The sequence below is a fragment of the Cryobacterium psychrophilum genome, from assembly GCF_004365915.1.
Lineage (GTDB): Bacteria > Actinomycetota > Actinomycetes > Actinomycetales > Microbacteriaceae > Cryobacterium > Cryobacterium psychrophilum.
Genome location: NZ_SODI01000001.1, coordinates 2827657 through 2854552, shown reverse-complemented (window position 1 = coordinate 2854552; position 26896 = coordinate 2827657). Strand labels below are relative to the sequence as shown.

General features: G+C 66.1%; 27 protein-coding genes, 1 tRNA gene and 1 pseudogene. 16 read left to right on the top strand and 13 right to left on the bottom strand.

All coding sequences use genetic code 11. The features are described 5' to 3' along the window. The first annotated feature begins 76 nt into the window (after positions 1–76). Together EDD25_RS13315 and EDD25_RS13310 are read left to right on the top strand one after the other, a co-directional pair. A complete protein-coding gene (locus EDD25_RS13315; protein WP_241986317.1) occupies positions 77–880 on the top strand; it encodes an ABC transporter permease in 804 nt (267 codons plus the stop codon). After that, positions 880–1653 carry an ABC transporter ATP-binding protein gene (locus EDD25_RS13310; RefSeq protein ID WP_241986316.1) on the top strand — a complete coding sequence of 258 codons (774 nt, stop codon included), beginning with the start codon at positions 880–882 and terminating at the stop codon, positions 1651–1653. Before EDD25_RS13315 ends, EDD25_RS13310 begins: the two co-directional genes overlap by 1 nt. Here EDD25_RS13310 and EDD25_RS13305 read toward each other — a convergent pair. Next, the gene (locus EDD25_RS13305) at positions 1620–1919 is read right to left on the bottom strand and encodes a helix-turn-helix transcriptional regulator (protein ID WP_134173825.1); all 300 of its coding nucleotides are present in this window, start codon (positions 1917–1919) and stop codon (positions 1620–1622) included. The genes EDD25_RS13310 and EDD25_RS13305 overlap by 34 nt on opposite strands. A gap of 85 nt (positions 1920–2004) precedes the next feature. Here EDD25_RS13305 and EDD25_RS13300 point away from each other — a divergent pair, with 85 nt between their 5' ends. From EDD25_RS13300 to EDD25_RS13290, 3 genes are all read left to right on the top strand, one after another. After that, positions 2005–2847: a hypothetical protein gene (locus EDD25_RS13300; protein WP_134173823.1), complete on the top strand. Its 843-nt coding sequence runs from the start codon at positions 2005–2007 to the stop codon at positions 2845–2847. Between the two features lie 108 nt (positions 2848–2955). Continuing rightward, positions 2956–3288, top strand: coding sequence for a DMT family transporter (locus tag EDD25_RS13295; RefSeq protein ID WP_134173821.1), 333 nt, complete (start codon positions 2956–2958; stop codon positions 3286–3288). Further along, positions 3275–3880 carry a TetR/AcrR family transcriptional regulator gene (locus EDD25_RS13290; RefSeq protein WP_134173819.1) on the top strand — a complete coding sequence of 202 codons (606 nt, stop codon included), beginning with the start codon at positions 3275–3277 and terminating at the stop codon, positions 3878–3880. The genes EDD25_RS13295 and EDD25_RS13290 overlap by 14 nt, the downstream gene beginning before the upstream one ends. A gap of 24 nt (positions 3881–3904) precedes the next feature. On the opposite strand, the gene EDD25_RS13285 is transcribed toward EDD25_RS13290, so the two are convergent. The 5 genes from EDD25_RS13285 to EDD25_RS13265 form a co-directional block, all read right to left on the bottom strand. After that, positions 3905–5173 carry a CDP-glycerol glycerophosphotransferase family protein gene (locus tag EDD25_RS13285; protein WP_134173817.1) on the bottom strand — a complete coding sequence of 423 codons (1269 nt, stop codon included), beginning with the start codon at positions 5171–5173 and terminating at the stop codon, positions 3905–3907. A gap of 26 nt (positions 5174–5199) precedes the next feature. After that, entirely contained in the window at positions 5200–6105 is a 906-nt protein-coding gene (locus EDD25_RS13280) for a glycosyltransferase family 2 protein (protein WP_166671299.1), read from the bottom strand. Further along, entirely contained in the window at positions 6092–6901 is an 810-nt protein-coding gene (locus EDD25_RS13275) for a CDP-alcohol phosphatidyltransferase family protein (RefSeq protein WP_134173815.1), read from the bottom strand. Before EDD25_RS13275 ends, EDD25_RS13280 begins: the two co-directional genes overlap by 14 nt. 4 nt (positions 6902–6905) lie before the next feature. Further along, on the bottom strand, positions 6906–7949 hold the full coding sequence (locus EDD25_RS13270) for a glycosyltransferase family 2 protein (protein WP_279586318.1): 1044 nt from the start codon (positions 7947–7949) through the stop codon (positions 6906–6908). Between the two features lie 133 nt (positions 7950–8082). Continuing rightward, on the bottom strand, positions 8083–9780 hold the full coding sequence (locus EDD25_RS13265) for a S1C family serine protease (protein WP_241986314.1): 1698 nt from the start codon (positions 9778–9780) through the stop codon (positions 8083–8085). A gap of 192 nt (positions 9781–9972) precedes the next feature. On the opposite strand from EDD25_RS13265, the gene EDD25_RS13260 reads away from it, so the two are divergent. Then, entirely contained in the window at positions 9973–11172 is a 1200-nt protein-coding gene (locus tag EDD25_RS13260) for a pyridoxal phosphate-dependent aminotransferase (protein ID WP_134173811.1), read from the top strand. Here EDD25_RS13260 and EDD25_RS13255 read toward each other — a convergent pair. Continuing rightward, positions 11169–12239, bottom strand: coding sequence for an alkene reductase (locus EDD25_RS13255; RefSeq protein ID WP_198418844.1), 1071 nt, complete (start codon positions 12237–12239; stop codon positions 11169–11171). The two genes, EDD25_RS13260 and EDD25_RS13255, sit on opposite strands and share 4 nt — an antisense overlap. A gap of 230 nt (positions 12240–12469) precedes the next feature. Between EDD25_RS13255 and EDD25_RS13250 the strand changes: the two genes are divergently transcribed. Next, positions 12470–13459 (top strand): alpha/beta fold hydrolase, encoded by a 990-nt coding sequence (locus EDD25_RS13250; RefSeq protein WP_166671298.1) that lies wholly within the window; start codon positions 12470–12472, stop codon positions 13457–13459. Between the two features lie 146 nt (positions 13460–13605). Next, positions 13606–13806, top strand: a pseudogene (locus tag EDD25_RS18425) (DUF7882 family protein); the annotation flags it as partial. 125 nt (positions 13807–13931) lie between these two features. On the opposite strand, the gene EDD25_RS13240 reads toward EDD25_RS18425, so the two are convergent. Further along, positions 13932–14774, bottom strand: coding sequence for a carbon-nitrogen hydrolase family protein (locus EDD25_RS13240; protein ID WP_198418841.1), 843 nt, complete (start codon positions 14772–14774; stop codon positions 13932–13934). Between the two features lie 135 nt (positions 14775–14909). On the opposite strand from EDD25_RS13240, the gene EDD25_RS13235 reads away from it, so the two are divergent. The 6 genes from EDD25_RS13235 (at position 14910) to EDD25_RS13210 (ending at position 21675) form a co-directional block, all read left to right on the top strand. Further along, on the top strand, positions 14910–15674 hold the full coding sequence (locus tag EDD25_RS13235; protein ID WP_241986313.1) for a polyprenol monophosphomannose synthase: 765 nt from the start codon (positions 14910–14912) through the stop codon (positions 15672–15674). Positions 15675–15790: 116 nt separating this feature from the next. Next, positions 15791–16492 carry an NUDIX hydrolase gene (locus EDD25_RS13230; RefSeq protein ID WP_134173805.1) on the top strand — a complete coding sequence of 234 codons (702 nt, stop codon included), beginning with the start codon at positions 15791–15793 and terminating at the stop codon, positions 16490–16492. A 109-nt stretch (positions 16493–16601) separates the two neighbouring features. Further along, positions 16602–17969 carry a quinolinate synthase NadA gene (gene nadA, locus EDD25_RS13225; RefSeq protein WP_134173803.1) on the top strand — a complete coding sequence of 456 codons (1368 nt, stop codon included), beginning with the start codon at positions 16602–16604 and terminating at the stop codon, positions 17967–17969. Next, positions 17969–19663 (top strand): L-aspartate oxidase, encoded by a 1695-nt coding sequence (gene nadB, locus EDD25_RS13220; RefSeq protein ID WP_134173801.1) that lies wholly within the window; start codon positions 17969–17971, stop codon positions 19661–19663. The genes nadA and nadB overlap by 1 nt, the downstream gene beginning before the upstream one ends. Beyond that, entirely contained in the window at positions 19657–20517 is an 861-nt protein-coding gene (gene nadC, locus EDD25_RS13215; protein ID WP_134173799.1) for a carboxylating nicotinate-nucleotide diphosphorylase, read from the top strand. The genes nadB and nadC overlap by 7 nt, the downstream gene beginning before the upstream one ends. Before the next feature lie 6 nt (positions 20518–20523). Continuing rightward, the gene (locus tag EDD25_RS13210) at positions 20524–21675 is read left to right on the top strand and encodes a cysteine desulfurase family protein (RefSeq protein WP_134173797.1); all 1152 of its coding nucleotides are present in this window, start codon (positions 20524–20526) and stop codon (positions 21673–21675) included. Here the strand turns inward: EDD25_RS13210 and EDD25_RS17595 are convergent. Further along, positions 21672–21821, bottom strand: a complete 150-nt coding sequence (locus EDD25_RS17595) for a hypothetical protein (protein ID WP_166671297.1) — start codon at positions 21819–21821, stop codon at positions 21672–21674. The two genes, EDD25_RS13210 and EDD25_RS17595, sit on opposite strands and share 4 nt — an antisense overlap. 147 nt (positions 21822–21968) lie before the next feature. Between EDD25_RS17595 and speB the strand changes: the two genes are divergently transcribed. Continuing rightward, on the top strand, positions 21969–22919 hold the full coding sequence (gene speB / locus EDD25_RS13205) for an agmatinase (protein WP_134175501.1): 951 nt from the start codon (positions 21969–21971) through the stop codon (positions 22917–22919). A gap of 243 nt (positions 22920–23162) precedes the next feature. Here the strand turns inward: speB and EDD25_RS13200 are convergent. Next, positions 23163–23236: transfer RNA gene (locus EDD25_RS13200), tRNA-Met, on the bottom strand. Between the two features lie 212 nt (positions 23237–23448). Here EDD25_RS13200 and EDD25_RS13195 point away from each other — a divergent pair. Further along, positions 23449–23790, top strand: coding sequence for a hypothetical protein (locus EDD25_RS13195; protein ID WP_134173795.1), 342 nt, complete (start codon positions 23449–23451; stop codon positions 23788–23790). 38 nt (positions 23791–23828) lie between these two features. On the opposite strand, the gene ppsA is transcribed toward EDD25_RS13195, so the two are convergent. The 3 genes from ppsA to EDD25_RS13185 all read right to left on the bottom strand — a co-directional run bounded on the left by ppsA (position 23829) and on the right by EDD25_RS13185 (position 26865). Then, a complete protein-coding gene (ppsA, locus tag EDD25_RS13190) occupies positions 23829–26219 on the bottom strand; it encodes a phosphoenolpyruvate synthase (protein ID WP_134173793.1) in 2391 nt (796 codons plus the stop codon). A gap of 164 nt (positions 26220–26383) precedes the next feature. Next, a complete protein-coding gene (locus EDD25_RS17590) occupies positions 26384–26542 on the bottom strand; it encodes a hypothetical protein (RefSeq protein ID WP_166671296.1) in 159 nt (52 codons plus the stop codon). A 137-nt stretch (positions 26543–26679) separates the two neighbouring features. Continuing rightward, on the bottom strand, positions 26680–26865 hold the full coding sequence (locus EDD25_RS13185; RefSeq protein ID WP_134173791.1) for a hypothetical protein: 186 nt from the start codon (positions 26863–26865) through the stop codon (positions 26680–26682). Positions 26866–26896 lie beyond the last annotated feature (31 nt).

Genomic DNA, 26896 nt, shown 5'->3' with positions numbered 1-26896 from the left:
ACCTTCGTGTCGCTGTGGCGAGCGAGCGGATGCGCCGTGAACGCACGGTCGCATTCGCTCACCTACGATAGAGCGCGTGAATAGTAGTTTCGCCACGGTGTCCCCGCAGCAGCGCAGCCCGCTTGCGCGGTATTGGCATTCCCTGTGGCTACTGACCCGACGTGACCTGCGCGTGCGCTATTCGACCTCGGCTCTCGGCTACTTCTGGTCGATCCTGGATCCGCTGGTTATGGCCGGGATCTATTGGTTCGTGTTCACCCAGGTCTTCGAACGCGATGTGGGCGAGTCGCCCTACATCGTGTTTCTTCTGTCGGCCCTCCTGCCCTGGATGTGGTTCAACGGTGCCGTTTCCGACTGCACCCGCGCCTTCCTTCGCGAGGCCAAGCTGATCCGGTCGACCCGCATTCCCCGCACCATCTGGGTTAATCGCCTCGTACTCTCCAAAGGAATCGAATTTCTTGCTGCGATTCCCGTGCTCGTGCTCTTCGCCGTGGTCTACGGGGCCGAAATCAACCTCGACATCCTCTTCTTTCCCCTGGCCATCGTGCTCCAAGTACTCCTCACCGCCGGCGTCGGCTTGCTGGTGGCACCGCTCGTGGTGTTCTTCCGTGATCTCGAACGCGCCGTGAAGCTCATCCTGCGCTTTCTCTTCTACGCGTCCCCCATCATTTACAGCACGGCAGATCTGCCACCCGACCTGCATTTTTGGGCGGCCTTCAATCCCCTGAGCGGCATCTTCAGCCTCTACCGTTCCGCATTCTTTCCCGAGCAGCTCGACTGGTTCGCCGTGGGCGTTGGCAGCGCCATGTCGGTTGCATTCCTGGTCCTCGGCCTGTTCGTCTTCTCGCGCACCGAGCGCGCGGTCCTGAAGGAGATCTAGTGGCTACTCCCGTCGGTACTGTACCGAGCACCCTGCCCGTGATCTCCCTGACGGATGTCGGCATCCGCTTTCGCCGGAATCGGCGAAGCCGCCGAAACTTCAAGGACCTTTTTGCCGCCCGCAGCCGCCGGAGTCGACCAGGCGAGTTCTGGGCGCTCCAAAACGTGTCTTTCACCGTGCAACGCGGCGAGGCGATCGGCGTCGTGGGGCGCAACGGCCAGGGCAAGTCGACTCTTCTCAAGCTCGTGACCGGGGTCGTTCTCCCCGATGCCGGTGTTGTGAATGTCACGGAGGGCGTCGCCCCGCTGATCGAGATCACGGGCGGCTTCGTCGACGACCTGACGGTTCGCGACAACGTCTACCTGACTGCGGGGCTGCACGGGATGACTCGCAAGCAGATCGATGCGCAGTTTGACGAGATCATCGAATTCGCGGAAATCGCCGATTTCGTTGACACGCCGTACAAGCATCTCTCGAGCGGCATGAAGGTGCGCATCGCGTTCGCCGTCATTTCACGGCTCGAGGAACCGATCATCCTCGTCGACGAAGTTCTGGCCGTCGGAGACAAGGCCTTCCGAGAGAAGTGCTACCGCCGCATCGAAGAGTTGCTCGCCGGAGGACGCACCCTGTTCATCGTGTCGCACAACGAACGCGATCTTCGTCGATTCTGCAAACGAGGACTTTACCTCGACAAGGGCGATCTTGTGCTCGACGGCCCCATCGATGAGGTGCTCGCCCGCTACAACGCCGAGTACGGTGTCAAGCCGGCCTGAGCTGCGCTCTTCCCCTGAGCGCGACCGGCCGGAGGGCCCGCGTTGAAGTCAGAGAACAACGCACTCAGATCAATCCCCAGCACATGGGACAGGCGAAGCAGTGTGTGAAACGTGGGATTCCCGTGTCCACGGTCGATGCGGGCGTAGTTCGACACGTTGATCCCGGCGGCCAATGCCACATCCTCCTGGTTGAGCGCAAGGGCGAGGCGGCGCTCACGCAGACGAAGTCCCAGTAGTCGACTTGCTTCGGAGGTCAGATGAGCCATGGTCCCTGTCTACTCGACGAAACCCAGCATTACCAGACCCCGCGCGGGGCACGTAGGCTCTAACCGAACAGCGTAGGAGGACCCGATGGCCAGAAAACCACCGCCGCTCGCATCGCCGACGGGCGGCACACCCCAGAGCGGCCAGCTTCCCCGCGGATTCGTCCGCGGCTTTGACCGGATCCTGGCGATCCACCGTCCCGTCGTGCTCGCTCACATTCGCGCCATCCGGCGACACAATCCACAGGCAACGCCCGAACACATCATTCGCGTTCTGGAGCGGCGCTACCTCACGGCCGCCACCATGGGTGGCGCGGCCGTCGGCGCCACGGCCGTGATTCCCGGGGTCGGTACCGGCATCACCCTTGCCCTCTCCGGCGTGGAAACCGCGGGTTTCCTGGAAGCGACGGCGCTGTTCGCCCAGTCCGTGAGCGAGGTGCACGGAATCGCCGTTGACGATCCGGAGCGTGCCCGCGCGCTCGTGATGACCATGATGCTCGGAACCGAGGGATCCGACCTGGTTCGTCAGCTCGCCGGACAGTTCACGGGAGGTGGTGCCCGCACGACCTACTGGGGAGAGCTCATCACCAGCAGCCTGCCGCACACGGTCCTCGGGCCGCTGACCGACAAGCTCAAGAGCGTTTTCATCCGCCAGTTCGCGCACAAGGGTGGCGTGAGCCTGCTCGGTAAGGCCCTTCCCTTCGGAGTCGGCGCGGTCATCGGAGGCACGGGCAACCATCTGCTCGGCAAGAGGGTGGTGCATTCCTCCCGGCTCGCGTTCGGCCCGGCCCCGCTCGAGTTTCGCGCCGAGCTTGCACCCATTCTGCGGCTGGCCCGGGTACCGGCGGCCACCCGGCCGGCGCGCGCGCTGACCGGATTGAGCAGCGGTGCCCGCGCGCTCCTCCCCCGGCGTCGACGACCCGCACCCTAGTTCTACCGGCCATCAGTTGATGGCGGTTGCGGTGTCGATAAAATTGAACTATCGTTCTATTTGAACGCTCGTTCAACTAAATGTGCAATCACGGTCGGAGGAAGCCTGATGGTGTACCTGTTTCTCGCTGCCGCAATCGGCGCCGAGGTCGTCGGGGCTATCGCTACCCGGTATTCCGATGGGTTCACCCGACTCGTGCCCACGGTGATCGCGGTCGTTGGGGTACTCGGGGCCTATTTCCTCCTGTCACTGACGCTCAAGCAAGGCATGGGCATCGGCGTCGCCTACGGAATCTGGGCCGCCGCCGGGGTCACACTCGTCGCCGTTATTGGCGCCCTCTTCCTCGGCGATCACCTGACCTGGCTCCAAGTGGTGGGAGTCGCCCTGGTGATCGTCGGAGTTCTGGCTCTGGAACACGGGGGTACCCATGAGGTCGCCTGATACCGCTGACAGCACGCCGCACCGCACGCCAGAAGACGGTCGCATCGCCCGAGGCATCGACCGAAGAAAGTCGATTATCGCAGCAACCCTGCGGGTCATCGAGGGGCACGGCGTGGCCGGCGTCAGTCACCGCACGGTCGCCGCGCAAGCCGACGTGCGCCCCTCCCTTGTCGCGTACTATTTTTCGACTCTGGACGACCTCCTCGTCGCTGCGTTGACGTGCGCCAGCGAGGAGTATGACCTGCAGTACGCGAGCCTGCTGGAGCGCGGCTCCGCTCCCCTGGTGGCAATCGCCACGATCATCGCCGACGCCGGCGGCTCCGGACGTGGCCGGGCGCTGGCCGAGCGGGAAATGATCCTCATGGCCGCGCGCCGTCCGGCACTTCGATCTCTCACCACCAAATGGCCAGACCTCGTTGGTCGAGCGGCCGCCATACACACCTCTGATCCAGTCGCGATCGAGGCACTGGTCGCCATCACCGATGGTATCTGCGCCCAAGTGCTGCTCTCCGACGAGAACGACCCGATCTCTCCGGACGAAATCCTCGCCCACCTGCACCGCACCCTGGGCCTGCCCGCAGCCGTCAGCTAGTCGGGACGGGACACTCCAGGCGCGCTAGGCTTCTGAGTCGATGGAGGCCGATTCGGTGAGGTCGAAGAGACCATCACCGTCATGGATCGCGGAGTGGCGGTCCCATTCGGTCATGAGGCTGGCCACGGCGGTATGGAGTCGCGCCGTCGCGGTGCCGGGCGAAGTATCACCGAAGTAGTGCTGCACCCAGGCGTCGAGCCTGGCCGCTGCCGTTCTGTTGTTCGCGAGCGCGTCGAGGGCCTCCGCGATTTCGGAGGATGTCGCGGCGTCGAGCCATTCGCAATCCGACAGGTAGCCGCTCGTGTCGATGAGGGCTGCAGGGTTCACGGGGCGGGTGACCATAAGCGGTTTACCGGCCGCCAACCGGTCGTAGACCATGGCGGAGATGTCGACGATCGCCACATCGGCGGCCGACAGCTGCCAGCCCAGCTCGGAGCCGGTGTCGTAGATGTGCTGGGCAGCGGGATCCTTGGCATTTGCCGCGGTGATCGCCGCGATGATGCGCTTGTTGGCCGCATCGTATTCATGGTCGACCACGCCGCTGCGCGGGTGCGGCCGGTAGATCACGCGGTGTTCGCCGGTTTTCAGCAGCGCCGTCACGAGCGCCACGCCATGCGTCGCGACGGACCCATAGGCCGCGGCCGGCCGGTCGCCCTCCCACGTGGGCGCGTACAGCACCACCTGGCGGGCGTCGGGCGTGTACGGCAGCGGTCCACTGAAGTGGTCGGCCTGCGGTCGCCCGATGGTGATGGCGCGCTTGTCAAAATCGTAATCCCACAGCACCCGGTTGAGCCGGGAGAGGGCTGCCTGCCCGGCGACGAGCGAGTAGTCGTAGGCCTTGAATTGGTTCGTGACCATGTACATCTTGTCGCTTTCACCGTGATTGATGAAAACATGCCACATGCGCCCGTAGCGCATCATCTGAAAGTTTCGGGGATTCTGGTTGACGTAGAACACGATGCGAATGTCTTGCTCGTGGATCACGTGTTCCAGGTCGCGCACCGAGCGCACGTGCGCGACGGGAAGAGGCGACTCCTCCATGAGTTTCAGGGAACCACCGCCGGTTCGACTCAGCACCACCACGGGCCAGGTCTCTGCCAGTGTGAGCAGCGGTTTGTACCACTGGCGCATCTGATACATGTTCACCGGGCCGTCGGCAAAATACACGGCAATCTTGAAGTGGTTCCGCGGCAATGGTTCACGGGTGTCGGCCAGAAAGCGCTGCGCCTTGCGCGACGCCACGACGTCCTTGACCATCTTTACCGCGCGTCTGACGTCTTTCTGAATACCCACCGCTTAAGTTTACCCTCCGAGAACGGTCAGACGACCGGGGGGCGTCCGGCGCGCGTCATTCGCCAGACGGTGCGGAGCGACAGCGCGCGCCGTTCCCCCGGGTCGGTACGCCACCCCTCACGCCAGCCGCCGAACCAGGCACGCAATGCCTGGGGGTTGCGTGACCACCGCAGCAGCTGAATGAGCGTCCACGAGCCCACATACACGGGAATGAGCACGGTCGGCAGGTTGCGCCGGGCGAGCCACACGCGATTGCGGGCATTCAGGCGATAGTAGGCGGCGTGCCTGGTCGGGTGCATGAACGGGTGATTCGCTTCGAGGTCACCGGCATACCAGGCGCGCAAACCCTGGTCCCACACCCGCCAGGCGAGTTCGATGCCCTCGTGGGCGTAGAAGAACGGCTCGGCCCAGCCTCCGGTGGCGTCAAAAACAGCACGGGGCAGCAGCACTGCCCCCTCCCACACCGAGAACACGGCACTCGATTCGGTGGCCTCACCCTTGCGGATGCGCGGCACCCAGCGCCGCGGGGAGGTGAGGCCTTCCGGGTCGACCACGCGGGGCTGCAGCAGGCCAATTGACGGATCTGCCCTGAGCTTATTGATGGCGTCGAGCAGAAAATGCGGGTCCGGTATGCTCGCGTCGTCGTCAAGGAAGAACAGGAATTCACCGCTGACCCGGTGCACACCGCGGTTTCGTCCGGCGGGAATACCGAGGTTGGTCGGAAGTCCGAGCGTTTGAACGCCGCCCGGCAGCCCGGTCGGCTCCCAGCCGTTGCCCACGCACACCACGTCGAGATGTACGCCCTGTTGCGCCAGCAGAGAAAGGATGCCGCGCTCAAGTTCCGCCGGTCGAGTCCCCTGGGAGAGAACCACGACTCCGACGGTTGGCAGCGTCCCCGCCTCGGGAAGACGCCCGGGGTTAGGACCGGACACGCTTGGATGCCATGATCGCAACGAAGTGCCCGATCAGCGACAGGAAGGCCAGCGGAACCAGAACGATGAGCAGCGCACGATCCACGGTGGGCTCCCCGATGACGAGGCCCAGGAGCGCCGCGACGAAGATCACCATGGTGAGTTCCACGGAGTGGTACAACCGGTGGAAGGGAAGGAACCGTGCCAGCCGCCGAACGCGCTTCAGCAGGCTCGAGGTCGGGGCACTCTCTCCCTGGGTGTCGGCGAGTTTGGTGAGGCCCGCGTTGGCGCGGGCGACGTGCACCATGTCGTTGAGGGCCTTGTTGAGCACGATGATGAGCGCGAGCAGGAGGGCCAGGCTCGTCCAGAGGAAGTCCGCCGGCACCTCGATCGGGTACATGGCGGCGCGGAATCCGAGCGCGATGGGGATCAGGGACTCGGTGGAATAGTGCCCGACCTTGTCGAGGAATACCCCGGCCGGTGACGATGTCTTGCGCCACCTGGCGACTTCGCCGTCGCAGCAGTCAATGAGCATCTGCAGCTGCCCGAGCACGAGGGCCAGCAGGGCTCCCCAGATACCGGGGATGAGCAGGGCCGCGGCGGTCGACCATCCCAGCATGATCATCAGGCCGGTCACACCATTGGCCGAGATGGGCGTCTTCAGCAGCATCCAGGTGACGTAGGGAGACAGGTCGCGCAGGTAGAGGCTGGCCGTCCAGTGTTCGGCGTTGGCACGCAGACGAACCTCCGGCGGCTGGGCCACCCGTCGCAACTCGGCGATCGACGTGGGCCGAGCCGAGCTGGGCGTGGCTTGCATGTGGTTATCTCCCCGTGTGTGCCGTGATGTTGCTCGTGAGCTTGAGGAATCCAAGTACGAATCCCGCACCCCAGCAAAAGTGAATGCAGGGCAAGACTACGAGAAACCGACTCGCGGAACGAACCCCGTCGGGGCGCGCCACCGTCACCGTCGCCGCGACGACGATGAGCGCATAGCCGATCGGAACGATCAGGCCGAGCAGGAGCCAGGGCGTCGCACCGGACAGTGCCTGGGCAACGCCTCCGAGTCCGAGAAGCAGAGCGAGAGTCACTGCAATCACCATGAGCGGCGGAATGAAATAGCGGATGCCGTTGGCCGCCGGGTAGCGCCTGGCGAGTTCTCCGCGCCACAGCCCGGTCGAGAGCATCTGCCGGGCGAGCCGGGCCACGCTCGGGCGCGGTCGATAGACGACCCGGAGCTCCGGGGTGAACCACACCGTGCCACCGGCTTCGCGCAGGCGCCGGTTGAGGTCCCAGTCCTGGCCACGCTTCACGTCCTCGTCGAAGAGTCCCACGTTGAGGATGCTCTCGGTTCGGAAGCAGCCCAGGTACACGGTCTCTGCCTTGCCCTGCTTGCCGCCCACGTGGTGGGGCGTGCCGCCGAGGCCGATGCGGGTGCCGTAGGCGCGGGCAACGGCCTTCTCGAACGGGGTGCCTCCCTGGGCATCCATAATGCCGCCCACGTTGTCGGCGCCCGTGCGTTCGAGGGTCTCCACGGCAATGCGGGCATAGTTCGGGGGCAGCACCGAATGCGCATCGACACGGATGACGACCGCGTACTTCGAGGCGCGAATGGCGGCGTTGAGACCGGCAGGGGTGGAACCCACGTCGTTAGGAACGATGCGAATGCGGGCATCCACAGCGGCCATTTCTTCGACCAGTTCCGTCGTACCGTCGAGGCTCGGCCCAAGGGCCAGGGTCACCTCGAACGGACCCTGATAGTCCTGATGCAGCAGGCTCATCACGGCGGCCCGCACATGCGTCACCTCGTTGAGCACCGGCATGACGTACGACACCCCGGGTAGGAGTTGGTCACCACTCTGACGCACGCGGCAGCCCGCTTTCCGGTAGTTGGGTAGGCGATTCAGCCTATCATTGCCGCTCGAACACGCACCGGCCCCCGCACACACGAGTGCGCTGCCGGACAGGCCGACGGCGCACTCAGGGGAAGGAGCGAAGCGGCTAGCTGGAGAGCTCGCCCAGGGTGACCGACACCGTGGCGGTCTTCCCGTCACGAACATAGGTCAGGTCGGCCGTTCCGCCGGCCGGCAGCGCGCGAACCTGCGCGGTGAGGTCGTTGGGGTCCGTGATCGGCAGACCGTTGAAGTTGATCACGACGTCACCCTTGCGGAGCCCGACCTTTTCGGCCGCACCGCCGGAGGAGACCTCACGGATGAGCGCACCCACCGTGCCGCTTGAGTCGCTCGCGGCGTTGGAAACGCTCGCTCCGAGCAGGCCATGGGTCGCCTTGCCGTTCGTGATGAGCTCCTCGGAGATGCGCTGGGCGAAGTTGGACGGAATCGAGAATCCCACGCCGATGCTTCCGGCGGCAGACGAGGAGTCCGATCCACCCGCATTGGCGATGGCCACGTTGATGCCGATGAGCTCACCCTTGCTGTTGAGCAGGGCGCCACCGGAGTTTCCGGGGTTGATCGCGGCATCCGTTTGGATCACCGGCAAGGAAATGCTGCCCTTCCCTTCCTGCGCCTGTGGCTGCTGCGGCGTGCCGTCCTGTTTCGGAAGGTCGAAGTTCCAGAAGTCGAAGGGGCTGGATCCGCCCTCATCGGGCGCCGTGGTGTCCGGGGTCGTCGGGGCCGCCGACGACGCCACCGTGATGCTGCGGTTGAGCGCGCTCACGATACCGTTTGTCACCGTGCCGGAGAGGCCCAGCGGAGCACCGATCGCGATGGCGGTGTCACCCACGTTGATCTTGGACGAGTCGGCCATGACGATCGGCGTGAGTCCAGCAGCATCGGTGAGCTTGATGACCGCGAGGTCGGAGATCGGGTCGGTACCCACGACGGTGGCCGCGTAGAGCTTCCCATCGCTGCTCTTCACCTGAATCGTCGCATCCCCGACAGCCCCATCGAGGGTGACGACGTGCGTGTTCGTGAGAACATAGCCGTCTGCGCTGAGAATGACCCCGGAGCCGGAGCCGCCCTGCTGGCCGCTGTTGACCTCGATGGTCACAACGCTCGGCGAAGCCTTCGCCGCCACGGCGGTGATCTCATTGACGCTGTCGGTATTGTTCACGACAACATTGGCCGCGCCCTGCGACTGGGTGGTCGACACGTTCGTGTTGCGTCCGGAATCAACGAGCGCGTACATCCCGGCACCGGATGCTCCACCGACGAGGGCCGCGATGGCGAGCGCGGCGATCAGGCCGACGCTACTGCGACGCTTGGTCGCGTCCTTGCCGGTGCTCGGGTTCGACACTGAGGGGTACGCGTTGGCGGTCGCGTAGCTCGTGGTTGCGTGGCCCTGGCCGGCGTAACCGGAGGAGCCTGCGGCCGTCGCTGCGACGGGACGCCCGAAGGCATCGGTGGGATACGCCGCCGTGGGGTGTGTCTCTGCCGGATTGGTGCTCGCCGGCGTGGCACCGGCTGGGGCCTCGGGCACGTCACTGGGGTCACTGGCCTCACTGGCCTCACTGGCGTCACTGGCGTCACTGGCGTCACTGGCCTCGCTGGCGTTCGCGGGGTACACCGCTGACTGCACCGGTTCAGTCTCGTCGGGAGCGACGTTCTCGCTGGGTGTGGAATCCGGCTTTGACACTGGAGGGGTCGTGGCTTCCTCGCCGGAACCGTCCACGGCGAAAGAAGCTGTCTCGTCGCGAGGTTCGGGCATGTTGCTACCGGAATCCTTGGTGCTATCGGTCATGGGGTGCTCCTTCCAAGCAAAACCAGCTTCGCGCCCAAACCTGAACGTTTGGTATGGACAGGCTGGGAGCTTTCAATGATGACACCCTGACCTTGCTCGGGGCTGGGATCCGGCACGTCATACACTGTGGCATCAGCATCGACAGGGTAGCGCGAACGGGATGTCGTAGTTTGATCTCATGGGAAAAATACGATGAGCATCGCGGGAGCATGGCGTCGAACGGCGGCGGGGGCAGGACTGCTCGCCGCCGACGGAAGCGTAGCGGCCAGTATCTTCGCGGAAATGAGCGCCCTCGCGGTTCGAACGGGGGCCATCAACCTGGGTCAGGGGTTTCCCGATGAAGACGGACCGGTCGAGGTCCGTGAGGCGGCCAGGCAAGCCATCGCGGATGGTGTCAACCAGTATCCGCCTGGGCGGGGAATGCCGGTATTGCGAGAGGCAATCGCCCGCCACCAGCAGCGGTTCTACGGCCTCACGATTGATCCCGAAACGGAGGTCCTGGTCACCGCGGGGGCCACGGAGGCCCTCGCCGCGACAATTCTCGCCCTTGTGGAACCCGGCGACGAAGTCGTCACGTTCGAGCCCTTCTACGACGCCTACGGCGCCCTGATCGCCCTCGGCGGCGGCATCCACCGCACCGTGCCGCTCCGGACCCCCGACTTCCAACCGGACCTGGATGCCCTGCGGGCAGCGGTGACCGACCGAACCCGCCTGATCATCGTCAATGACCCGCACAACCCCACCGGGACGGTACTTCCCCTTGAGACCCTCACCCTCATCGTGGAGCTGGCGCACCGGCACGACGCGCTCATTGTCACCGATGAGGTGTACGAACACCTGACGTTTGAGCAGCCGCACATCCCCATCAGAACCCTGCCCGGGGCGCGCGAACGCACCATCACCGTGTCCTCGGCCGGGAAGACGTTCAGCCTCACGGGGTGGAAGATCGGCTGGCTCAGTGCGCCCGCTCCGCTCGTGACCGCGATCCTCGCGGTCAAACAGTTCCTGACCTACGTCAACGGAGCACCGTTTCAGCCAGCCATCGCCGTGGGCCTGGACCTGCCCGACTCCTATTACCGCGGTGCCGTCGCCGATCTGCGGGCCAAACGTGACGTGCTCGGGCGCGGCCTCGAGGCTGCCGGGTTCACCATCAGCCAGCCGCGAGGGGGCTATTTCATCATTGCGGATGCGACACCGTTCGGGTTCAGCGACGGTGCAGAGTTCTGCCGACGGCTCCCCGAACTCGCCGGAGTCGTGGCCGTGCCCGTCACCGCGTTCTGCTCCCCCCGGTACCGGGCCGACTACGCCCCGCTCGTGCGCTTCGCCTTCTGCAAGAAGGTCGACGTGCTCGAGCGGGCCGCGTCACAGCTGGCCGCCCTGGCGACGCGTTAGCTGCGTGTGAGGGCCGGGTAGTCCGTGTATCCCTCGGGGCCGGTGCCGTAGAACGTCGCGGCGTCGGCGACGTTCAGCGGCAGGTCTTCCTGCCAGCGATACGCCAGGTCGGGGTTCGCGATGGCCGGGCGGCCAACGACAACACCGTCAGCATGACCGTCGTGAAGCAGGCCGAGGGCCTCGTCACGACTCGTCATCTGCGCGAACCCGCTGTTGAGCAGCACGGATCCGCCGAAGCGCGTGCGCAGCTCCTGCACGAACGCGCCGGTCGGCTCGGCGTGCAGAACGCTGAGGTAGGCCAAGCCCAGCGGGGCGAGGGCATCCACCAGGGCGCCGTAGGTCGCGAGCACGTCGTCGGCGTCCGTCTCCAGCGCGTCCTGAATGTTGTGCTCGGGCGAAATGCGCAAGCCCACCCGGCTGGCACCAATCGCATCCGCTACGGCGGTCACGACCTCGACCACGAAACGAGCGCGGTTCTCGGGGGAACCGCCATACAAGCCATCGCGCTGGTTGGATGCGGGCGAGAGAAACTCGTGCAACAGGTAACCGTTTGCGGAGTGGACTTCGACGCCATCAAGACCGGCAGCGATGGCGTTGCGGGAGGCCGTCACGAATTCCTCGATCACACCAGCGAGCTCGCTGTCGGCGAGTGCGTGTGGAACGGGGTACGGCTGCTTGCCGGCGTAGGTGTGTGTCTGGCCGTTGATCGCTATGGCGCTCGGGCCGAGGACGGTTCGCCCACCGGTGGTGCCCTCATGGGTCACCCGGCCCGCATGCATGACCTGGGCGACCATCTGGCCGCCAGCCGCGTGCACCGCGGTGGCAACCTGCCGCCAACCCTCAAGCTGCTCGGGCGTGACGAGACCCGGCTGGCCCGGGAAGCCCTGGCCGGCGTGGCTCGGGTAGGTGCCCTCAGAGACGATGAGTCCGAGCGAGGCGCGCTGGGCGTAGTGCTCGGCCACCATCGGGCCAGGAACGCCGGCTTCCCCCGATCGGGTTCGGGTCAAAGGCGCCATCACCAGGCGGTTCGTCAGGCTCAACGCGCCCAGATTGATAGGGGAAAACAATTTCACAGCGAATCTCTTTCTGTCGGTCGTTTCAGGGACAACAGTGGCCCACACCCACTATTCCTCCCTGAGAATCGCCTGCATGTGCCATCTGGCGGGCGCGGGGCAATCCGGGAGACCGTGTGCACCGAACCACTGTCATGACCACCGTTCTCCCCCGCACCCCAGGCCGCCATGCGAGTGCGGCCACGCCGCCGAGCACGCATGCGGAACCTGGGGCGGGCCCGACTATGCGGTACGCCCCCTTCGCTCTCGACGCGGATGCCCGCCGTTTCGGCCTGACGACGAGTTCGATGCGGCTGGGCCCCGGCGCGGTCTCCGTTGCCGTGCGGCACGGGCGCCGCACGGACAGCGACACGGCCACGATCCTCCTGCACGGCGCGGCCGGCTCCTGGACGACGTGGACTCCCCTCCTGCAGGCCGCCAGCCATGGCGAAACGGCGCCGATGGACACTGATCTGACGGACCTTGTCATCCCCGATCTGCCGGGCTGGGGCGACACTCCCCTGCCCGCCGACACCTCGGAGCTCACGATTGAGACGATGGCCGCGACCGTCGCTGACATCGCCAGGGCCCTGGGATATCGCCGGTGGAACGTCGTCGCTCATTCCATGGGCGGCCTCATTGCCCTGCAGCTCGCCGCCGCCGAGACCGGCGCCACCGTCTCGGTGGGGCTCGTTTCCGCCACAACCTTCTCCGTGATCGACAGCGTGCAGCATCCCATGCTGCATTTCGGTCTGCTCCCCGGTTACACGACGCTGCTGCAGGTGATGCGGATGTTGCGCCTCGCCGGAGCGTCCGGCCGCGCCCTGGTCGTCGGTCTCGCCCGCCTGCACCTGCTGCGCACCGTGGTTTCCCCGCTCTTTCGCCACCCCGGCCGCATGCAGTCCACCGTTATTGCCGCGCTCGCCGTCGAGCTGCGGCCACACGGTTTCAGCCTGGCATCGGCGCGAGCCGGTTCCTACGACGCCGTCGCGTCGTGGTCGCGCATCGTCTGCCCGGTTCGCGCGAGCGCGGGTGACCGGGATGTTTTCGTGTCGGCAACGGACACCGACCGCCTGCGAAACGTCATCTCCGACTTCAGCATGGTGACACTGACCGATGCCGGTCACTTCGGGCACATCGAGCGGCCCTTCCATGTTTTGACCACCCTGCGTCTGCCAATGCGCCGGGAGATGCGGAAGATACTTGCTCTGGGTCCCCAAAAGGAGGAGGGTTGAAATTAAATCCGATTGTGTGTATGTCTTAGCGCCGCTTTCACCGTCCCGACACCACGCGCGACGAAGGAGGGCGACATATGGGCTCCTTGACCTATGACCGCGTAATAGTGGAATTCGACGATCGGGTGCTCGTGCACTTATAGTGCGTGATCATTCAAAAACTTCGCCGAGGCGAGAGCTTTCTCCTGTCATGGCGCGATGCCGCCGTCGTGGGCGATGGTCGCAGCTCCGCCTGGCTCCACCCCGCCATACCGCTCTACTTCAAGTTCTCCGGAGGACATGCGCCAAGCATCAACCCCCAGTGGATCTCCCAGCTCACCCGTTCGGCGAACAGCTCGCAAGGCCTGATCGTCACCGGCGAGGAGAATTCCTCGGCCGAATCCGAGCGCACGTTGCACACGGAGCGAGCAACCAACCTCCGTGCCGCGGCCCCGTCACGCGCGACCAAAGCCAGCCTGCGGCAGAGCGGCACCTACCGCGGTACGACGCCGAACCGGCGGTGTGAGAGCGCCGGGTTCACGGCGCGCACCGCGTCAATGCGCTGCGGCGATAGCCAGGCCACGGCCACATCCGTCGTTTCGCCGATCGTGACGACTTCGACGCCCATGGGGTCGACGATCATGCTCTGGCCGACACCGATCGGCGGCGCCTGGTCGGCAGCAACCACATACACCGTGTTTTCGAGCGCCCTGGCGGTGAGGAGCACACGCCAATGGTGCTCCTTGAGCGGCCCGCGCATCCATTCAGCCGGAACCAGAACCACGTTGGCTCCCGCGTCCACGAGCCGCCTGGTCACCTCGGGAAAGCGGATGTCGTAACACGTCTGCATGCCCACGGTCAGGCCCTGCATATCGAAGGTCTCGGGGTGTGAGATCTCACCGGCCAGGACCACATCGGATTCGTGCTCCCCAAAGGCGTCGTACAGGTGCAGCTTGCGATACGTCGCCACGAGTTCGCCGTTCGGGTCGACGGCGACGAGCGTGTTCGCAAACCGCGCGGGATCGTCGGTCGCTTCGAGCATTCCGGCCACGATGAACACGGCGAGTTCGCGCGCAAGCTCGCCGAGGGCAGACACGAACTGACCGTCAAGCGACTGCGCCGCGGCGAGTGACGCCGGACCGAGGGGCACCTCGCAGAAGGCGGAATACTCCGGAAAAACGACGAGACTCGCACCTCGTGCCGCCGCGACGGCAGCGAGGCCGCGCATCTCTGCCAGGTTGGCGGATTCATCGGTGCCGGGCCGAAATTGTGCCACGGCCACCCCCATGCCCGCCAGGGGACGCCATGTGTCGTTGCTTGGTTGCGCATCAGCCATTCCGTCAGCCTAGCCTTCAGCTGGGGTGATCATGGGAGTGGCGGATCAACCGCGGGAACGTATGTTACACCACGGAATCAACAGGGGTTCACAGTCGACCAGACCATACTGGTCAATCGCACCGACATTATCGAAATGACGAGGTCACTCATGCCCAACACCCTGGTGATCATTCCGACGTACAACGAGTGCGAAAACATTGATCTCATCGTCACCCGGGTTCGCGCGAGTGTTCCCGAAGCTCATGTTCTCGTGGTTGACGACGCGTCGCCGGATGGCACGGGCGAGCTCGCCGACACGCTCGCGACGGCGGACGACAGCGTGCACGTTCTGCATCGCACCGAGAAGACCGGACTCGGAGCGGCGTACCTGGACGGCTTCGGTTGGGCTCTCTCGCACGGGTACGACCAGCTCGTGCAGTTGGATGCCGACGGGTCGCATCTTCCCGAGCAGCTTCCCGGCCTCCTGACCGCCGCCGCCTCGGCCGACGTCGTCATGGGATCACGGTGGATACGCGGCGGAGCCGTGAAGAACTGGCCCTGGCACCGCCGCGCTCTCTCACGGGGTGGCTCCATCTACTCACGCGCCCTGCTGCGCCTGCCCCAGCGGGACGTCACCGGCGGATACCGCGTGTACTCGGCGCACGCGCTTGAGAGCATGCAGCTCGGAGGCCTCGAGAGCCTCGGGTACTGCTTTCAGATCGATATGCTCCTCCACGCCGTTCGCGCACAACTCACGGTCGTGGAGGTGCCGATCACCTTCGTAGAGCGCACGCTCGGCTCGTCAAAGATGAGCGGTCGAATCGTGATTGAGGCCATGGCGCGCGTCACGATCTGGGGGTTGACCGGCATGGGCGCGCACCGTTCCCGCGTGCCGGCGGAGGCCGCCCCGCAGCAGTAGGCCGGCGAGCGGGCGCGACGGGTTCGGCCCGGCGGGTTTCGGTGCCACTCAATCCGGCTATAGAATTATCAGAACAGTTAGAGTCACTTAGACCTTTACCTCCGGGATGTCCGCTCATGACCGTAGTGAATCACGCCGCGCTTGCCGTGTCGACGGTGATTTTTGCCCTGCGCCCGGACGACGCCTCTGCCCTCAAGACACTCTGGTTACCGCTCGTTCGCCGCACCCGACAGCCTCACGAGGGGCAGTGGGCGCTCCCTGGCGGCTGGCTGCCCGATGCGGAGCAGCTCGCGGACGCGGCCGCCCGCACGCTGCACGAAACCACCTCCCTCGCTCCCACCTACCTCGAACAGCTCTTCACCTTCGGGGATGTCGGCCGATCCCCGGGACATCGAGTGGTGTCCGTCGTCTATTGGGCGCTCGTGCAGTCCGACGAGGCGGCCAGGGCTGCCGAGGGTGAGAACGTGCGCTGGTTCGCGGCCGATCAACTTCCGGGACTGGCCTTTGACCACAACAAGATCGTGGAATACGCCCTGTGGCGGCTTCGCACCAAGGTGGAGTATTCGCGCATCGCCCATGCTTTCCTCGGGGATACGTTCACCCTCACCCAGCTTCGCGAGGTGCATGAGGCCGTGCTGCGCAGGCCGCTCGATCCCGCGAACTTTCGCCGGACCCTTGAGTCGTCCGGCACCCTTGTCGACACCGGGCGGCATGTCGCCGGCGCACGGCATCGCCCGGCTCGGCTCTATCGCTACGACGATTCGGATGCGCACTCCGGCCACGGTCCCTCCGGGGCACCTGCCCCGCCCCACACTTGATTCCGCACGGCCCGCACCACCGAGAAATCCCCAGAACCACAAAAAACTAGCCAGAACCACAAAGAACTAGCCAGCTTTTCCCTCACGAGCAGTCCCCTAGGAGAACGCCATGACGAATCCGTCGGTTAATAGCACCATCCAGCTCATCAGCACGGGCGCCGCCGCCGGCAGCACGTGCAGCCCCGACCTGGCCACCGCTCCCTGGGAATTCGATTCCGCCGCACCCTCATACGGACCCGGGTCCTCCATGGGCGACGTCATCCCCACCGGGTCGCCCCGCCAGGGGGAACTCCCCGAGGACTACCGGCGGGCGACGCCCGAGGAGCTGGATGTGCGCATCCGCTCGGCCAAGGCGACACTCGGTGACCGCGTCGTCATTCTCGGCCACTTCTACCAGCGCAATGAGGTGCTGCAGCACGCCGATGTCGTGGGAGATTCCTTTCAGCTCGCGCAGGCGACCAAGAGCCGACCGCAGGCCGAGGCGATCATCTTCTGCGGCGTGCACTTCATGGCCGAGACCGCCGACCTGCTGTCCGGGCCGGAGCAGGCCGTGATTCTGCCCAACCTCGCCGCCGGCTGCTCGATGGCCGACATGGCAGACCTCGATTCGGTCACCGAATGCTGGGAGCAGCTCGAAGATCTGTATGGCACCGAACCGGATGCTTCCGGCCGTGTTCCCGTGATCCCGGTCACCTACATGAATTCCTCCGCCGCGCTCAAGGCGTTCTGCGGCGAACACGGCGGCATCGTGTGCACCTCCTCCAACGCGCAGACCGTGCTGGAGTGGGCCTTCGAGCGCGGCCAGCGGGTCTTGTTCTTCCCCGACCAGCACCTGGGCCGCAACACCGCCAAGGCGATGGGCGTGCCGCTCACGCAGATGCCCATGTGGAACCCGCGCAAGGCACTCGGCGGCAGCACCGCGGCCGAACTCGACGACGCCCGGGTGATCCTCTGGCACGGATTCTGCAGCGTGCACCGCCGGTTCACGGTGGGCCAGATCGCCGAGGCACGTGTGACGCACCCGGGCGTTCAGGTGATTGTGCACCCGGAGTGCCCGATGGCCGTCGTGGATGCGGCCGATTCCGCCGGCTCCACCGACTTCATCGGCAAGGCCATCGCCGCCGCCCCCGCCGGATCGACGTTTGCGATCGGCACCGAGATCAACCTCGTGCAGCGCCTCGCCGCCCAGCACCCCGAGCACACCATCTTCTGCCTCGACCCGGTGATCTGCCCGTGTTCGACCATGTATCGCATCCACGCCGGTTACCTGGCCTGGGTGCTCGAGGGACTCGTGGGCAGCAGCGAAAGACCCGCCGAGGTGCTCAACCGCATCGAGGTCGACGCCGACGTTGCCGTGTATGCCCAGGTTGCCCTCGAACGGATGCTGGCCGCCCGGCCACCCGTCGCGGTCACCCCGCCGGTCCCCGTAGCGCCCACCGTCACCGACGCAGAGCCCCTTCTCTCCGGACGGCCCTGATGGCCTCGGTCATAGTGATCGGCAGCGGCCTCGCCGGGCTCACCGCCGCCGTGCGGGCGACGGATGCCGGTCACCGGGTGACGCTGGTGACCAAGGCTGCACTCGACGAAAGCAACACGAAATATGCCCAGGGCGGCATAGCCGCCGCTTTGTTTCCCGACGACTCGGTCGAGGCGCACGTGCTCGACACCCTGCGCGCGGGCGCCGGACTGTGTGACGAGGACGCTGTGCAGGTTCTCTGCACCGAAGGGCCAGCCCGGGTGCGCGACCTCATTCGATTCGGCGTCGACTTCGACCGCGACGAATCCGGCATCTCCCGCGGACTAGAAGCCGCTCACTCACGCTCCCGGGTGCTGCACTCCGGTGGGGACGCGACCGGGGCCGCCATTCAGGCCGCCCTCGTCGCGACCATCCGGCAGCGTGCCGCCGCCAACTCACTACATTCCACCACCGGAATACAGATTCTTGAGCACACCATGCTCATCGAGCTCTCCATGAGTTCGGGTCGCGTCGTGGGTGTGCGCCTGCTCGGCCCGGATGCCCAGGTGCAGAGCATCCGGGCAGATGCCGTCATCCTCGCCACGGGCGGCGCTGGCACCCTGTTCCGCCACACCACCAACCCGAGCGTCGCCACCGGCGACGGCGTTGCCGCAGCGTGGCGAGCAGGGGCATCCGTTGCCGATTTGGAGTTCTACCAGTTTCACCCGACCGCGCTCGCGGTTGCCGGCAGCCCGCTCGTGTCGGAGGCCGTGCGCGGCGAGGGCGCCGTGCTGCGCAATCGACGCGGGGAGCGGTTCATGCTCGACATACCGGGCGAAGAACTCGCCGCTCGAGACGTCGTGGCGCGCGCGATTGCCCGCGAGATGGCGGAGCAGGACGGCGAGCCCGTGCTTCTTGACGCCACGGGCCTCGGCCGGGACCTGCTCGAGTCGCGGTTCCCCACGATCACGGCCGCGTGCCGGGCTGTCGGCCTCGACTGGGCGCTCGACCCCATTCCCGTTGCTCCGGCCGCGCACTATTGGATGGGCGGCGTTGTGACCGACGCGTGGGGTCGCACAACGCTTCCCGGTCTTTTCGCCGTCGGCGAGGTCGCCCGCACGGGTGCCCACGGTGCCAACCGTCTCGCGTCCAACTCGCTGCTCGAGGCCGCGGTCTTCGCCGATCGTGCCGTTCGCGCCCTGTCCGTTTCCTTCGAAGCCGCTTCCTTCGACGTTTCCTCCCCGGTCGAACACGTTGGAGAGGTCGCGCCGCTTACGGCACGCCCAGTTTCCGGTGCCACCGCCCGCACCGCCGCCGCCGCAGAGAAAATCGGCGCGACGAGCACCCCGGCGTTCTCGCGCGAGGCCCTGCAGCACGTCATGTGGGACAGCGCGGGCGTGCACCGCTCCGGGGCCGGCCTCGAGCGGGCGGCGGCCACCCTCACTGCCTGGTCCACGGGCGACCTCACAGACCGCGCCGATGTGCGGCAGCTGGAGAACCGCAACCTGCTCGATCTGGCGCGGCTCGCGGTGGCGGCCGCTCTCGCCCGCACCGAATCCCGCGGAGCCCACCACCGGGCGGATTTTCCGCACACCCGCACCGACCTGGCCTGGTCCCGGTCCTGGACCGCGCACCGGCCCTCATCGATGCGAACCGCACACACCGTCGCACCACACGTACCAGACACCGCGGCCAGGGAGGCCATTGCATGCTGACCACACACACCATCGACACCGTCGTGCAGGCCGCTCTCACCGAGGATGCCCCGTGGGGGGACCTCACCTCAGAGGTGCTCATTCCCCGCCTCGCCGTGGCCACGGCCCAGCTGCAGGCTCGGGAACCCGGCGTTTTCAGCGGCGGCGACGTCTTCGCCTCCGCTTTCCGACTCACCGACCCCGCCATCGTCGTGCGCCTCCTCGTGGCCGATGGCACCGCCTTCGACGCCGGTGAGGTGCTCGCCGAGGTGACCGGCCCGGCGCGTGGCGTGCTGCAGGCCGAGCGCATCGGTCTCAACTTCGTGCAGCGGATGAGCGGAATCGCGACACTCACCGCCCGGTACGTTGCCGAGACGGTCGGCACCGGAGCCCGCATCGTGGACACCCGCAAGACCACGCCCGGCCTGCGCGCCCTCGAACGCCACGCGGTGCGCGACGGCGGCGGTCACAACCACCGTTTCAGCCTCTCGGACACCGTCATGGCCAAAGACAATCACCTGGCCGTGATCACCGCGGGCGGGCGGGACCTCACCGAGGCGCTGCGCGAGGTGCGCGAGCGCCTGTCCCACACGACCCACTTCGAGGTGGAGGTCGACCGCCTCGACCAGGTGGAGGCGGTGCTGGCCGCCGGGATCGACACGATCATGCTCGACAACTTCTCCCCCGACGACCTGCGCGCCGGCGTGCGTCTCGTGGCCGGGCGGGCCCTCGTGGAGGCGAGCGGCGGGGTGAACCTCGAGACAGTGCGGGGCATCGCCGAATCCGGCGTCGACATCATCTCGGTGGGCGCCCTCACACACAGCGCGCACTCCCTCGACCTCGGGCTCGACGTCGTGCTGCACACCGAGGCCTGATTCGGCGTGATCTACCTCGACAACGCGGCGACGACCCCGGTGCGCCGGGAGGCGCTGGAGGCCATGTGGCCGTTCCTCACCGGCAGCTTCGGTAATCCCTCGAGCCACCACCGCGTCGGCGAGGCGGCCGCCGCGGCGCTCACGCAGGCCAGGCAGAGCGTCGCTCGCTCCCTCGGCTGCCGCCCCGGCGACGTGATTTTCACCAGCGGCGGCACCGAGTCCGACAACCTCGCCATCAAGGGACTCGCCCTGGGGTCCCTCCGTGACGGGGCGCCCGGTCACCTCATCACGACCGCGATCGAACATGAGGCCGTGCTCGAGACCGTCGACTACCTGCACCGGCTGCACGGTTTCGAGGTCACATTCCTGCCCACGGATGCCCTGGGCCGGGTGCAGGCCGATGCCCTGCGCCAGGCGCTGCGCCCGAACACCAGACTCGTCTCCGTGCACTACGCCAACAACGAGGTCGGCACCGTGCAGCCCATCGCCGATCTCGCCGCGATCACCCGCGCGGCCGGCGCACTGTTCCACACCGACGCGGTGCAGGCCGGCGGCTGGCTGCCCCTGGATGTGACCGCCCTTGGGGTGGATGCGCTGAGCCTCTCGGGCCACAAGCTGGGCGCTCCCCCCGGGATCGGTGTGCTGTTCGTGCGTGGCCGCCTGCCCCTGGAGCCCCTGCTGCATGGCGGCGGTCAGGAGCGCGGCAAGCGCAGCGGCACCGAGAACGTGGCCGGCGCGGTGGCCTTCGCCGTGGCCCTCGAGCTCAGCCTGCGGGAACGCAGCGAGAGGGCGGCGCGGGTCGCCCACCGGCGGGACGAATTCATTGCCACCGTGCTGACCCAGTCCCCCACCGCCCGGCTCACCGGGCACCCCACCGAGCGGTTGCCCGGAACGGCGTCGTTCGTCTTCCCCGGAACGAGCGGCGAGGCGGTGCTGCTCGAATTGGAGCAGCGCGGAATCGTGTGCTCCAGTGGATCGGCCTGCGCGGCGGGCAGCTCAGAACCGTCGCACGTGCTCACGGCCATGGGCCTGAGCGCCGAGATCGCTCAAACGGCGGTGCGGTTCACCCTGTCGGCGAGCACCACCGCCGAGGAGGTCGCGCTGGCCGCGGCATCCGTTCACGATGCCGTCGCCGCCGTGCAACGCCTCGGCGGCTAGAGCCAGCGCGGGGTGACCGGGTTGCCGGGGCGGTTACTCGTTACGGGCGCGCCCGGGCGACCGCACGCCCACTGGGTGATGGCGGCCAGGTCGCCGGTGACGATGAGCGCATCTGACGCGTCGCGTGCCGCGCGACTCTCGTACATGGGGGTCTCCATACCGGTCTCCGCCCACGCCAGCGGGATCCCGGCCACCCGTGGGATTTGACCAGAAGGCAAGAAAACTTGCACAGGAGACACTTTCTGTTGCATATTAGTATTTACCTCTCAAATCTGTACGAAAGTAGGCAATTGATGGTCAATGATGAGCAGCCGATCGGCCCGATGGATGCCAGCCTGGTTCCGCGGTACGCCGGAATCGCCACCTTCGCAAGACTCCCCCGCCTCGAGGACGTCAGCCGCGCCGATATCGCCGTGGTCGGCGTACCGTTCGACAGCGGTGTGAGCTACCGGCCCGGTGCCCGCTTCGGCCCTGCTCATGTACGCGAGGCCTCCCGACTGCTTCGTCCGTACAACCCGGTGCAGGACGTCTCCCCCTTCTCCGCCCAGCAGGTCGTCGACGCCGGCGACATTGCCGCGAACCCGTTCAACCTCACCGAGGCTGTGGCCCAGATCCAGCAGGCGGCCTCCGAACTGTCTGCCGACGGTAAGCGACTCGTCGTCATCGGCGGCGACCACACGATCGCCCTCCCCCTGCTGCGAGTCGTCGCGGAAAAGCACGGGCCCGTCGCGGTGCTGCACTTTGACGCGCACCTCGACACCTGGGACACCTACTTCGGCGCCCCGGTCACCCACGGCACCCCGTTCCGCCGCGCCTCGGAGGAAGGCCTGATCGACATGCAGGCCAGCATGCACGTCGGTATCCGCGGCCCGCTGTACTCCCGCGACGACCTCCGCGACGACGAGCGCCTCGGCTTCGCGATCATCGCCAGCCACGAGTTCGAGACCGAGGGCCTCGCCCGCGCAATCGAACGGATGCTCGCCCGCCTCGGCGATCGTCCCGTCTACCTGTCCGTCGACATCGACGTGCTCGACCCCGCGCACGCGCCCGGTACCGGCACCCCCGAAGCCGGCGGCATGACCAGCCGGGAACTCCTGGCCATGATCCGCGCCCTGCGCGGCGTCAACCTGGTCGGCGCCGACGTCGTCGAGGTCGCCCCGGCCTACGACCACGCACAGCTGACCGCCGTTGCCGCCTCCCACGTGGCGTACGAGATCATCTCGGCGATGACGCCCTCCCGCTAACCCCGCTTTCCAAGCCGCACCAAACGCGTCTCCGCACCACGTAAGAACAATGATGTCGAGCGGTCTGACCACCCCATCCGCGGCGCCACCCGCGGCAAGCGATCATCGCCCCGCGCTATACACCCGCGTCACGACAGCCTGATCGAACACGGCTCCCTCGCGAATCGCGCGTGCTCTCGGCCTGGGGCGCATCGGGGCGTCCCGGCACAAAAAAGGCCCGGAACCTAAGTTCCGGGCCGTTCGTTGCGGGGGCAGGATTTGAACCTACGACCTCTGGGTTATGAGCCCAGCGAGCTACCGAACTGCTCCACCCCGCGCTACAAGATCTAATTTAGCACACAACAAAGGCTCGCGTGACCACGCGACACTGCTTTCTCTGAATTTATGCGGTCAACGCCCAAAAGACAAGAGCCCCGCCATAAGATTCGCGCACAATCAGCGAGCTGTCTTCTGGAGAATCCGGCGGCAGAGGTTGCCCCTTTTGCCGGGAACAGTGCCGCGCTAGGCTGCCACCGACACAGGAGGCACCATGAGCGATGCGGGCGAGAACAGCCACGGCGGGCGCGCAGAGAACGGCAAGGCAATCCTTCCCACGAACGATACGGCCCACGCGCACGAGGCCGGCGAGGCCCGGATTCGGTTTCTGCGCAGCCGTGCAGAAATCGCGCAGGCCGACATGGACGCGCTCAACGCCCAGCACCTGGACCCGGATACGCTCGAAGACTTAATACTGGAGGCCAGCCCGACCAAGGCGGACCTGATCAGAAAGGCCGAGCACGCCCTCAGCCTTCGCGTGGCCGAGGCGCGAGCCACCGCAGAAGCTGCTGAGGCCGCCTACGAAGAGGCAATGTTTAGCGATTTCGACAACTAGACCCGTCGCGTGCCGGCTGCGACGGGCCTGGTTGCCGACTAGTTCGTGTCGCGCTCCCGTTCAGCGTCGGCGATGTGGGTCACGGTCTTCAGGAAGCTGTCCGGGTTCAGTGAGATTGAGTCGATCCCCTGCCCCACCAGGAACGCCGCGAAGTCCGGGTAGTTGCTCGGCGCCTGGCCGCAGATGCCAACCTTGATTCCGGCGGCATGGGCCTTTTCGATCGCCTGGCTGATCATCTGCTTGACCGCGTCGTTGCGCTCGTCGAAGAGGGCCGCGAGTTCTCCCGCGTCACGGTCGACGCCCAGCACCAGCTGGGTGAGGTCGTTGGAACCAATCGAGAAGCCGTCGAACCGGGTCGCGAACTGATCCGCCAGAATCACATTGGCCGGGATCTCACACATCATGTAGACCTGCAGACCGTTCTCACCGCGCACCAGCCCATTCCCTGCCATCACCTCCAGCACTTTGTCGGCCTCCGTCGTCGTGCGACAGAAGGGGATCATCACGATGACATTGCTGAAACCGATCTCATCCCGAACCCGACGGATCGCCCGACATTCGAGCGCGAATCCCTCCCGGTATCGCGGGTCGTAATAGCGTGACGCGCCACGGAAGCCGAGCATCGGGTTCTCCTCCGCATGCTCAAACGAGCCCCCACCGATCAGGTGCGCGTATTCGTTGGTCTTGAAGTCGCTCATGCGCACGATCACCGGGTTCGGGTAGTACGGTGCAGCCAGCTTGGCGATCCCGAGGGCCAACGTCTGCACGAAGTATTCCTCCGGGTCCGCATAGCCGCGCGTGAGCTCCTGGATCTGCCGAACGGCGACCGGGTCTGTGACGAGCTCCGGGTGCACGAGCGCCATCGGGTGCACCTTGATCAGGTTGCTGATGATGAATTCCATGCGGGCCAGCCCCACGCCATCCGCTGGCAGACGCCACCATTCGAAGGCCGCGACCGGACTGGCAATGTTGACCATCACCTTCGTGCGGGTCGTCGGCACTGCACCGAGGTCGATCGTCTCGGTCTCGAAGCTGAGGGCGCCCGCATAAACGTTGCCCTCATCGCCCGCGGCGCACGAAATGGTGATCAACCGCCCGTCCGCGAGCACCTCGGTGGCGTTTCCGGTGCCGACGACGGCCGGTACGCCCAGTTCGCGGCTGACGATCGCCGCGTGGCTGGTCGGGCCGCCGTGGTCGGTCACGATGCCCGATGCGCGGGCCATAATGGGCACCCAGTCCGGGTCGGTCATTTCGGTGACCAGAATCGCGCCGTCGACGAAGTTCTCAATGTCCGCCGGGTCCCTGATGACGCAGGCCTGCCCGCTGGCGATGCTCTCGCCAACGGCTACCCCGGAGACCAGCAGCGGCCCGGTCTCGGTAAGACGACTGACCGTGAACGTCGTTCCGCTCGCCTGCGACTGCACGGTCTCCGGTCGGGCCTGCACCATGAACAACTCGTTGCTGATCCCATCCTTGGCCCACTCCATGTCCATCGGGCGGCCGTAGTGGTTCTCCACGATCACGGCCCAGCGCCCCAGCTGCACGATCTCGGCGTCGGTCAACACGAACGACTGCCGCTCACGCACGGGCGTGTCGATGGTGCGGGTGCGCGCGCTTCCGCCCGCCGCATAGACCATCTTGCGCTCCTTCGAGCCGAGCTTCTTCTCGATGATCGGCGTACGGCCGGTCTCCTCCAGCAGCGCCTTGAAGACAAGGTACTTGTCGGGGTCAACGGTGCCCTGGACCACCGTTTCGCCCAATCCCCAGGCGGCACTGATCACGGCCGCGCCGGGGAATCCGCTGTCGGGGTCGATGGAAAACATCACACCGGAGCCGCCAACGTCCGATCGAATCATGCGCTGGATCCCCACCGACAGGGCCACATCGAGGTGGTCGAAGCCCTTCACCTCTCGGTAGCTGATGGCCCGGTCGGTGAAGAGCGACGCGAAGCAGCGGCGGCAGGCGTCGAGCAGGTCCCGCTCACCCGTCACGTTGAGGAAGGTCTCCTGTTGTCCCGCGAAGCTGGCATCCACCAGGTCCTCGGCCGTTGCGCTGCTGCGCACGGCCACAGCCAGGTTGGCCTGCCCCGCCCGTTCACCCAGGGCACGGTATGACGCGCGGATCTCCTCGGCAGTGTCTTCGGGAAACTCTCCGCCCAGGAACAGCTCGCGCAGGGCCTCGCCACTCACCCGCAGCGAAGCTTCCCCGGAGTGGAACAGCGCCAGCTGGCGACGCAGTGCAGGTTCGATCCCGTTGGCCGCAATGAATGCCCGGTAGGCGTTCGCCGTCGTGGCGAAGCCCTCGGGCACCTGAACGCCGCTTGTGGCCAGGGTTCGCACCATCTCACCGAGCGAGGCGTTCTTCCCTCCGACCCGAGGGACGTCGGCAATGCCAATATCGTCGAACCACACCACGCTGTTCTCGCCCATGCCTGTCTCCAACCCGTGTCGCGCTGCCGGTACCCGTAGGTCTGAACCTACTACGCCGCCATAGTCACGGCTAGACCGTGATTATCGTGTCCCGCCCATGCCCACGCGCTTCGACGCGAGCATGGGCTCATCGGCGAGGTCGACGAGACGTTCCAGCGCTAGTGTCAACGGAGCGAGGCCACCACCACGTCGAGGTGGCCACGCATGATCTGGGAGATGAACTTCGCTTTCCGTTCGACGATCTGCCACATGCATCTGTCGAAGCTGCGCTCGACGACGTACCGGTAGAGACCAATCTCGGGGTTCTCGTGCCCGTGGCGCACGATGGCTCTTCACGTTTACGAAGCAACGCTCACGACTGGCAAGCAACACATATCGGCGGGACCTGACCCTGTCATCCCGGAAAGCCGTTTCACTCACGAACAGTGAAGGACCGTCAGAGGCGTGGACTTTCGGTTCCCTATGCGATCAAGGTGTGCAGATCGACCCCGACGAGGGCCACGAGAGGCCAGAGCACAATCGCGGCCAGGCCTTCCAGAATATTGCCGGGAACGTTCCATGCCACGAGATAGCCCTGTGTGGCAGCGACCACTACCCCGATGACCAGATACACGATCCCGATCAGACCTATTCCACGCCTGCCCATTTTGCGCCTGCCAATTCCGAGTCTCGTTGCT